This is a genomic window from Thermosipho affectus, assembly GCF_001990485.1.
In the GTDB taxonomy this organism is placed as follows: domain Bacteria; phylum Thermotogota; class Thermotogae; order Thermotogales; family Fervidobacteriaceae; genus Thermosipho; species Thermosipho affectus.
In genome coordinates, this window is sequence record NZ_LBFC01000021.1 from 105,409 (window position 1) to 111,503 (window position 6,095).

The window sequence follows — 6,095 nt, forward strand, 5'->3', positions numbered from 1 at the left end:
TGTGTCAGTATTTGAAGCAAGAGGATTAAAAATATATTATAAAACAAAGCGTGGATATATAAAAGCGGTTGATAATATAAATTTTTCAATAGAGAAGGGTCAAGTTGTGGGCCTTGTTGGTGAATCTGGGTGTGGTAAATCAACATTTGGACAAGGAATATTAAAAATATTACCTCCTACGACTTTTTACAATGGGGTTATGGAAATCGAAGGGAAAAATTTAGTTACAATGGGCGAGGAAGATATTAGAAAAATCAGAGGGAAAAAGATAGGAATGATTTTTCAAGATCCGATGACTTCGTTGAATCCAATAATGAAGATTGAGAAGATATTTTATGAAACATTGAAGACTCATGAGCCTGATATTACTTTAGAGGAGGCAAGGGAAAGAACAGCAAGGGTTTTAGAAAAGGTAGGAATTAAACCGGAGCGCATGAAAGAATATTCATTCCAATTTAGTGGTGGAATGAGGCAAAGGGCTATGATTGCACTTTCGTTGGTGTTAAATCCTACATTGGTAATAGCAGATGAACCTACTACTTCATTGGATGTAATTGTCCAAGCTCAAATAATGGAATTGTTAAATGAATTAAGAAGAGAATATGATATGTCCATGATTTTAATTACTCATGATTTGGGAGTTGTTGCGGAAGCTGCGGATAAAATTTGTGTAATGTATGCTGGACACATTATTGAAGAGGCAAAGAGTGAAGAATTGTATTATGCTCCAAAACATCCATATACACAACTTCTTCTTAAGAGTATTCCAAATACAAATATAAATGATTTGGATTTAAAATATATTCCTGGTTCTCCTCCAGATCTTTTAAATCCGCCAAAAGGATGTAGATTTGCCCCTAGATGTCCGTTTAAGAAGGAGATTTGTGAATTAAAGGAACCTAAAGTTGTCGAAATCGATGGTAGTAAGGTAAAGTGTTGGTTATACAGTGAGGTGAAAGTATGATATATGTTAGAAATTTGGTAAAACACTTTCCCATAAAAAGGACAATAGGTGAAGTTTTAACAAGGGTACCGCAGCGTTTTGTGAAAGCCGTTGACGGAATAAGTTTTGATATAAAAAGAGGAGAAACTTTTGGTCTTGTTGGAGAATCAGGTAGCGGAAAAACAACCACAGGAAGACTTCTTTTAAGGTTAATTGAGCCCACTGCTGGGGAAATTTTTTTTGAGGGTACAGATGTTACCAAGTTAAGCAAAGAGGAGTTAAGAAAATTTAGAAAAAACTTTCAAATTATTTTTCAAGATCCAATGGCGGCTTTAAATCCGTATATGAAGGTTGGAGAAGCGATAAAACATGGCCTTGAGATACACAATATTGGAAATAGTAGAATGGAAAGAAAAAAGATGGTAAAGCAAATGCTTGAGAGGGTTAACCTTTCTCCAGCTGATGATTTTTATTATAGATATCCACATGAACTTTCAGGTGGACAAAGACAGAGAATAGTGATTGCGCGTGCGTTAATTTTAAGACCAAAATTTGTAGTTGCCGATGAGGCTATAGCAATGTTGGATGTATCAGTAAGATCACAATTACTACAACTATTAATTGACTTAAAGAAGGAGTTTAATTTAACATTTTTGTTTATTACACATGACCTTGCAACAACGAAGTATATTTGTAATAAAATTGGTGTGATGTATCTTGGAAAATTAGTTGAAGTAGGTGATTTTAAGGATATTTACCTCGAGCCTTTACATCCTTATACAAAAGCTTTGATTTCAGCTGTTCCAGAACCTGATCCAAAGAAAAAAAAGAAAAAAATTATACCACAAGGAGAAGTTCCTAACCCAATTAATCCACCAAAGGGATGTAGATTTCATCCAAGGTGCCCATTCGCAATGGATATATGTCGCCAAAAAGAACCTAAATTAATTGAATATAAAGGGCGGAAGGTTGCATGTCATTTGTATAAATAACCCCCGTTTATCGGGGGCTATATGTTCCAAATTTCTTCAAATGTATGTGGAGTTTCACAGTATTTGCATACAAGCTCTCCTTTTTCGTTTTTTATAAAAAACGCTTCTGCATTTTCACCGTGCGCAGGGTTTGTTATACAATTTTCGTTTTTGCATTTTAACTCTGCAAATCCATAAATATAAGGTGGAAGAGAAATTCTATATTTTTCCACAACCTTTGAGTTTTTGATAATATTAACCGTTGTATTTGGAGATATGGCAGAAAGTTTTTTTATTTCTTTCTTTGATAAATACCTGTCTGGAAGGCTTATGTACCCTTTAAAATTCCCGTCTTGTGATTGGAATATACCATCTGCACTATCAATGTCATACAATTTTAAGATTTTTCTTATTTTTACTATAGTTTCGTAGATTTGAGCTTTTGATTTTCCTTTTGCAATGTGATCTATTACCGTTCCATTTTCAATTGGTTTAATTCCCCTTTTTCCTTCTTTTAAAATTCCCTTAGTGCCATTTGTAATATTGGCTGGGATTATAAATTGTTCATCTATAATGTTATTTATTTTTTTGTCTAAATCCGTTTCAAGTGCTCCACCAAGCATAGAAAGTAAAACGGTTCTAGTCCAATATCCATTTATTGCTTGTTCTTCCCAACCGTTGAGTGGTAATGTATCCAGAAATGTGGGAATTGTCGGATACATTTTGTGCCTTGGAAGAGGGTGATAAAATTTTACATTTTTAGGTAACTTTTCCAAAAATTCCTTCCTAAATGTAACACTACTTCTTAAAACGTGTTCTTTTTCGAGGATATCTTCCCCCATTCTTTCAAGTTGTAACCTTGTGAAATACCAAATTGGGGCAATGTTTTCATTTTTTAAATAATTTTCAATTGAATCAAATAATCTAATTTCAAAACCATTTTTTTTCATTTTTTCTACATAGTGAATAGGCATAGAAAGTTCTTCGGGGGCAATTAAATCAACTAAGACATTTTTAAAAATTTTTAAACCATTTGCCTTAGAATGTACAGTTCTGCCATGCAAAAGATCTCCAACAAGTGCAATATGAATATAGGAATTATCAAAATTCAATTGTTCCAAAAATGTGAATTCATCAAGCAATTCTTGAGTTGGATGTTCATGTTTTCCATCACCTGCATTTATGAATGAGGGTTTTTCTAAACCGTGCCTTTTTGTGAATTCATATACTTTTTCATCAAGGTATTTGCAAGTTCCTTCAAGTTTTGTGCGGACTATGAAAATTGAATAATTGCTGTATCCTGTTAACATGTTAAATGTATCTACATAACTTTCCTTCTTATTAAATGAAGAATGTTCTGAATCAAAAATGTTTACTTTGGCGTTTTTGTGGAATTTTGCTGCATTAATGAATGATTCTTTTGTCCTAGTACTAGGTTCAACGAAGATGATATAAATTCCTACATCTTTTTTGATTTGAAATTTACTGGTATCTTTCTTTTCTTTCCAAAGTTGTTTTAGAAGTTTTGTTTTTTCGTACAAAAAGAGTTGTTCTTCAACTGAAAAATCGTTGATAACGGTAAGACTTCTCCCAAGAAAATTCACTTTCCCCCCACCTCCTAAATATTATTAAATTAAAAAAAAGAGCCCAAATGGGCCCATTATGCAATATCTAAATTTTCTTCTTTTAATACATCTAGAAAAGCTGAGACAACTTTTGGATCAAATTGTTTGTTTGAATTGTTTATTATTTCCTGCAAAGCAAATTCATATGTTAAGGCATCTCTATATGCTCTTTTACTAGTCATAGCATCCCAACTATCTGCAACACTGATTATCCTTGAAATAATCGGAATCATCTCGCCTTTTAACCTCCCTGGATATCCTGTTCCATCCCACTTTTCGTGATGATGATATACATAGGTTGCTATATTTTTAAGTGTTTCAGACGTTGATAAGAATTCAAAACCATATATAGGATGTTTTTTTATTATTTCATATTCTTCCATAGTAAGAGAGCCTTCTTTATTTAAAATACTATTTGGAATTGCTATTTTTCCTATATCGTGAACAAGACCTGTCCAATATGCATCTGAAATTTCCTGTGAAGATAAATTAAGTTTTTTTGCAATTTTTTGGGATAACTCTGCAACTCTAAGTGAATGACCTTGGGTATATCTGTCATAATATTCTAATATTTTTATCATAGAAAGCATAAGATCAATTTGGAATTTTCCATGTTTTTTAATTAGATTTTTAATTAGTTCAGATGAAGAGATTAAAGAAGAAATTATCTCAAGTTTTTCGGTTTTTGATTTAGAAATCTTAGACTTTGAATGAAGTATTAATCTTACTCCTAATGTATTGTCTATTGTAAAGTCTTTTACAAAGTAATCTTTGTAAAAAAATAATTTATCGTTGTATTCGATTTTTTGGCCAAAAGAAGATACTTCATTAAATTTATTTCCTTCTTTTACTAAAAAAATGCCCGAATCAATTTCGGGAAATTCTTTTGAAATAAACGATAACGCTTTTATTGGAAAATCATTGTTCTCATTTGTAAGTTGATTTGTAAAATCAAACACTACTTCTTTTAAGTTTATTTTTTTACTTTTAGCTAAATTAAATAAAAATAATGTTGTTATTAGCGAGTATATGGATAAAATTATTAGCAAAAACTCCAAAGTTTATCCCCCTTCCTACGTTAATTGTACTTTTAAAACTTCTTTTTACAACCTATTTTAGAAAAATATCTTGAAACAAATTAATCAAAGTTTTTTTACGTGTAATTTAAGGTATTTGTTCGATAGTCGAATAAAAGCGTTTTTTAGGCATTTGTGTTGTCTAGAATAAAAATTATAATAAAAAAATAAAAATATATTGACAATGTCTAAAAATGGATGTATAATAAAATTGGACATGATAAAGGAGGATTAGCATGGAGAGTTATGCGAAGATTTTAAAGCTTCACGATATAAGACCAACTATTCAGAGAATACAGATTTTAAAATTTATAATTGAAAGTAAAGTACATCCATCTGCTGATGAAATATACGAAGAGTTAAAGTCAAAGATACATGCTATTTCAAGGGCTACTGTTTATAACACCGTTAATTTGTTGAGTGAGAAAGGGGTAATAAAAGAGGTAATTACACCATCTGCGATAAGATATGATTATGAAATTGTTCCACATCATCATTTTTTCTGTTTGAAGTGTAAAAAAGTTTACGATGTATTTGGTGAATTACCAGAAATTCAAAAAGTGGATAGTATAGATGGGCATTTGGTAAAAAAAATCCAGTATTGTTTAGTTGGAATTTGTAAAAAATGTTTAAATGGAGGTGAGTAGTATGAGTTTACCACTTATTGGGGAGAAGGTTCCAGAATTTGAGGCAGTTACTACGAAAGGAGTTATAAGGTTTCCAGATGATTTTAAGGGAAAATGGGTTGTGTTATTTAGTCATCCGGCGGATTTTACACCAGTTTGTACAACGGAATTTGTTGCGTTTCAGAAGAGATACGATGAATTTCAAAAGATAAACACGGAATTGGTTGGATTAAGCATTGATCAGGTATTTTCACATATAAAGTGGGTTGAGTGGATCAAAGAAAAACTTAATGTTGAAATTAAATTCCCAGTTATAGCAGATGATAGAGGGAAAATTGCAGAAATGCTTGGGATGATTCATCCAGCAAAAGGTACTAATACGGTAAGAGCTGTATTCATAATTGATCCAAAAGGAATTTTAAGAGCTATTCTTTATTATCCACAAGAACTTGGAAGGAACATGGATGAGATTTTGAGAATGGTAAAAGGGTTGCAAACAGTTGATGAGAATGGAGTTGCTTTGCCAGCAAATTGGCCTAACAATGAACTTGTCAATGATGAGGTAATTGTTCCACCTGCAAGTAGCGTAAAAGAAGCAGAACAAAGGTTAAAGGAATACGAATGCTACGATTGGTGGTTCTGTCATAAAAAGTTAAAATGATATTTTGGAGGGGAAAACATGAAGAGATACGTATGTAGTGTATGTGGATATGTATATGATCCAGAAGTAGGGGATCCAGACAATGGGGTAGAGCCAGGGACACCATTTGAGAAATTGCCAGAAGATTGGGTATGTCCAGTATGTGGGGTAGGCAAAGACCAATTTGAAGTAGAAGAATAAGTGGGAAGATCGG

7 protein-coding genes are annotated in these 6,095 nt (G+C 32.2%); 5 read left to right on the plus strand and 2 right to left on the minus strand.

Annotated elements, in window-relative coordinates; translation table 11 throughout:
- Window position 1 precedes the first annotated feature (1 nt).
- The gene (locus XJ44_RS06755) at window positions 2-964 is read left to right on the plus strand and encodes an ABC transporter ATP-binding protein (RefSeq protein WP_077198492.1); all 963 of its coding nucleotides are present in this window, start codon (window positions 2-4) and stop codon (window positions 962-964) included.
- The gene (locus XJ44_RS06760; protein ID WP_077198493.1) at window positions 961-1,935 is read left to right on the plus strand and encodes an ABC transporter ATP-binding protein; all 975 of its coding nucleotides are present in this window, start codon (window positions 961-963) and stop codon (window positions 1,933-1,935) included. The genes XJ44_RS06755 and XJ44_RS06760 overlap by 4 nt, the downstream gene beginning before the upstream one ends.
- 17 nt (window positions 1,936-1,952) lie before the next feature.
- On the opposite strand, the gene XJ44_RS06765 is transcribed toward XJ44_RS06760, so the two are convergent.
- Together XJ44_RS06765 and XJ44_RS06770 are read right to left on the minus strand one after the other, a co-directional pair.
- Window positions 1,953-3,518 (minus strand): bifunctional aspartate carbamoyltransferase catalytic subunit/aspartate carbamoyltransferase regulatory subunit, encoded by a 1,566-nt coding sequence (locus XJ44_RS06765; RefSeq protein ID WP_077198494.1) that lies wholly within the window; start codon window positions 3,516-3,518, stop codon window positions 1,953-1,955.
- A gap of 56 nt (window positions 3,519-3,574) precedes the next feature.
- Window positions 3,575-4,597 (minus strand): HD-GYP domain-containing protein, encoded by a 1,023-nt coding sequence (locus XJ44_RS06770; protein ID WP_077198495.1) that lies wholly within the window; start codon window positions 4,595-4,597, stop codon window positions 3,575-3,577.
- 254 nt (window positions 4,598-4,851) lie between these two features.
- Here XJ44_RS06770 and XJ44_RS06775 point away from each other — a divergent pair, with 254 nt between their 5' ends.
- Genes XJ44_RS06775 through rd form a run of 3 tightly spaced genes read left to right on the plus strand, consistent with a single transcriptional unit; the run spans window position 4,852 to window position 6,082 of the window.
- On the plus strand, window positions 4,852-5,262 hold the full coding sequence (locus tag XJ44_RS06775) for a Fur family transcriptional regulator (RefSeq protein ID WP_075666231.1): 411 nt from the start codon (window positions 4,852-4,854) through the stop codon (window positions 5,260-5,262).
- Between the two features lies 1 nt (window position 5,263).
- Window positions 5,264-5,902: a peroxiredoxin gene (locus tag XJ44_RS06780; RefSeq protein WP_077198496.1), complete on the plus strand. Its 639-nt coding sequence runs from the start codon at window positions 5,264-5,266 to the stop codon at window positions 5,900-5,902.
- Between the two features lie 18 nt (window positions 5,903-5,920).
- Window positions 5,921-6,082, plus strand: a complete 162-nt coding sequence (gene rd / locus XJ44_RS06785; RefSeq protein WP_075665548.1) for a rubredoxin — start codon at window positions 5,921-5,923, stop codon at window positions 6,080-6,082.
- Window positions 6,083-6,095 lie beyond the last annotated feature (13 nt).

Excerpts from the sequence above, each read along its gene's own strand:
- XJ44_RS06760 (WP_077198493.1), top strand. The coding sequence starts at position 961 with ATGATATATGTTAGAAATTTGGTAAAACACTTTCCCATAAAAAGGACA.
- XJ44_RS06775 (WP_075666231.1), top strand. The coding sequence starts at position 4,852 with ATGGAGAGTTATGCGAAGATTTTAAAGCTTCACGATATAAGACCAACT.
- XJ44_RS06780 (WP_077198496.1), top strand. The coding sequence starts at position 5,264 with ATGAGTTTACCACTTATTGGGGAGAAGGTTCCAGAATTTGAGGCAGTT.
- rd (WP_075665548.1), top strand. The coding sequence starts at position 5,921 with ATGAAGAGATACGTATGTAGTGTATGTGGATATGTATATGATCCAGAA.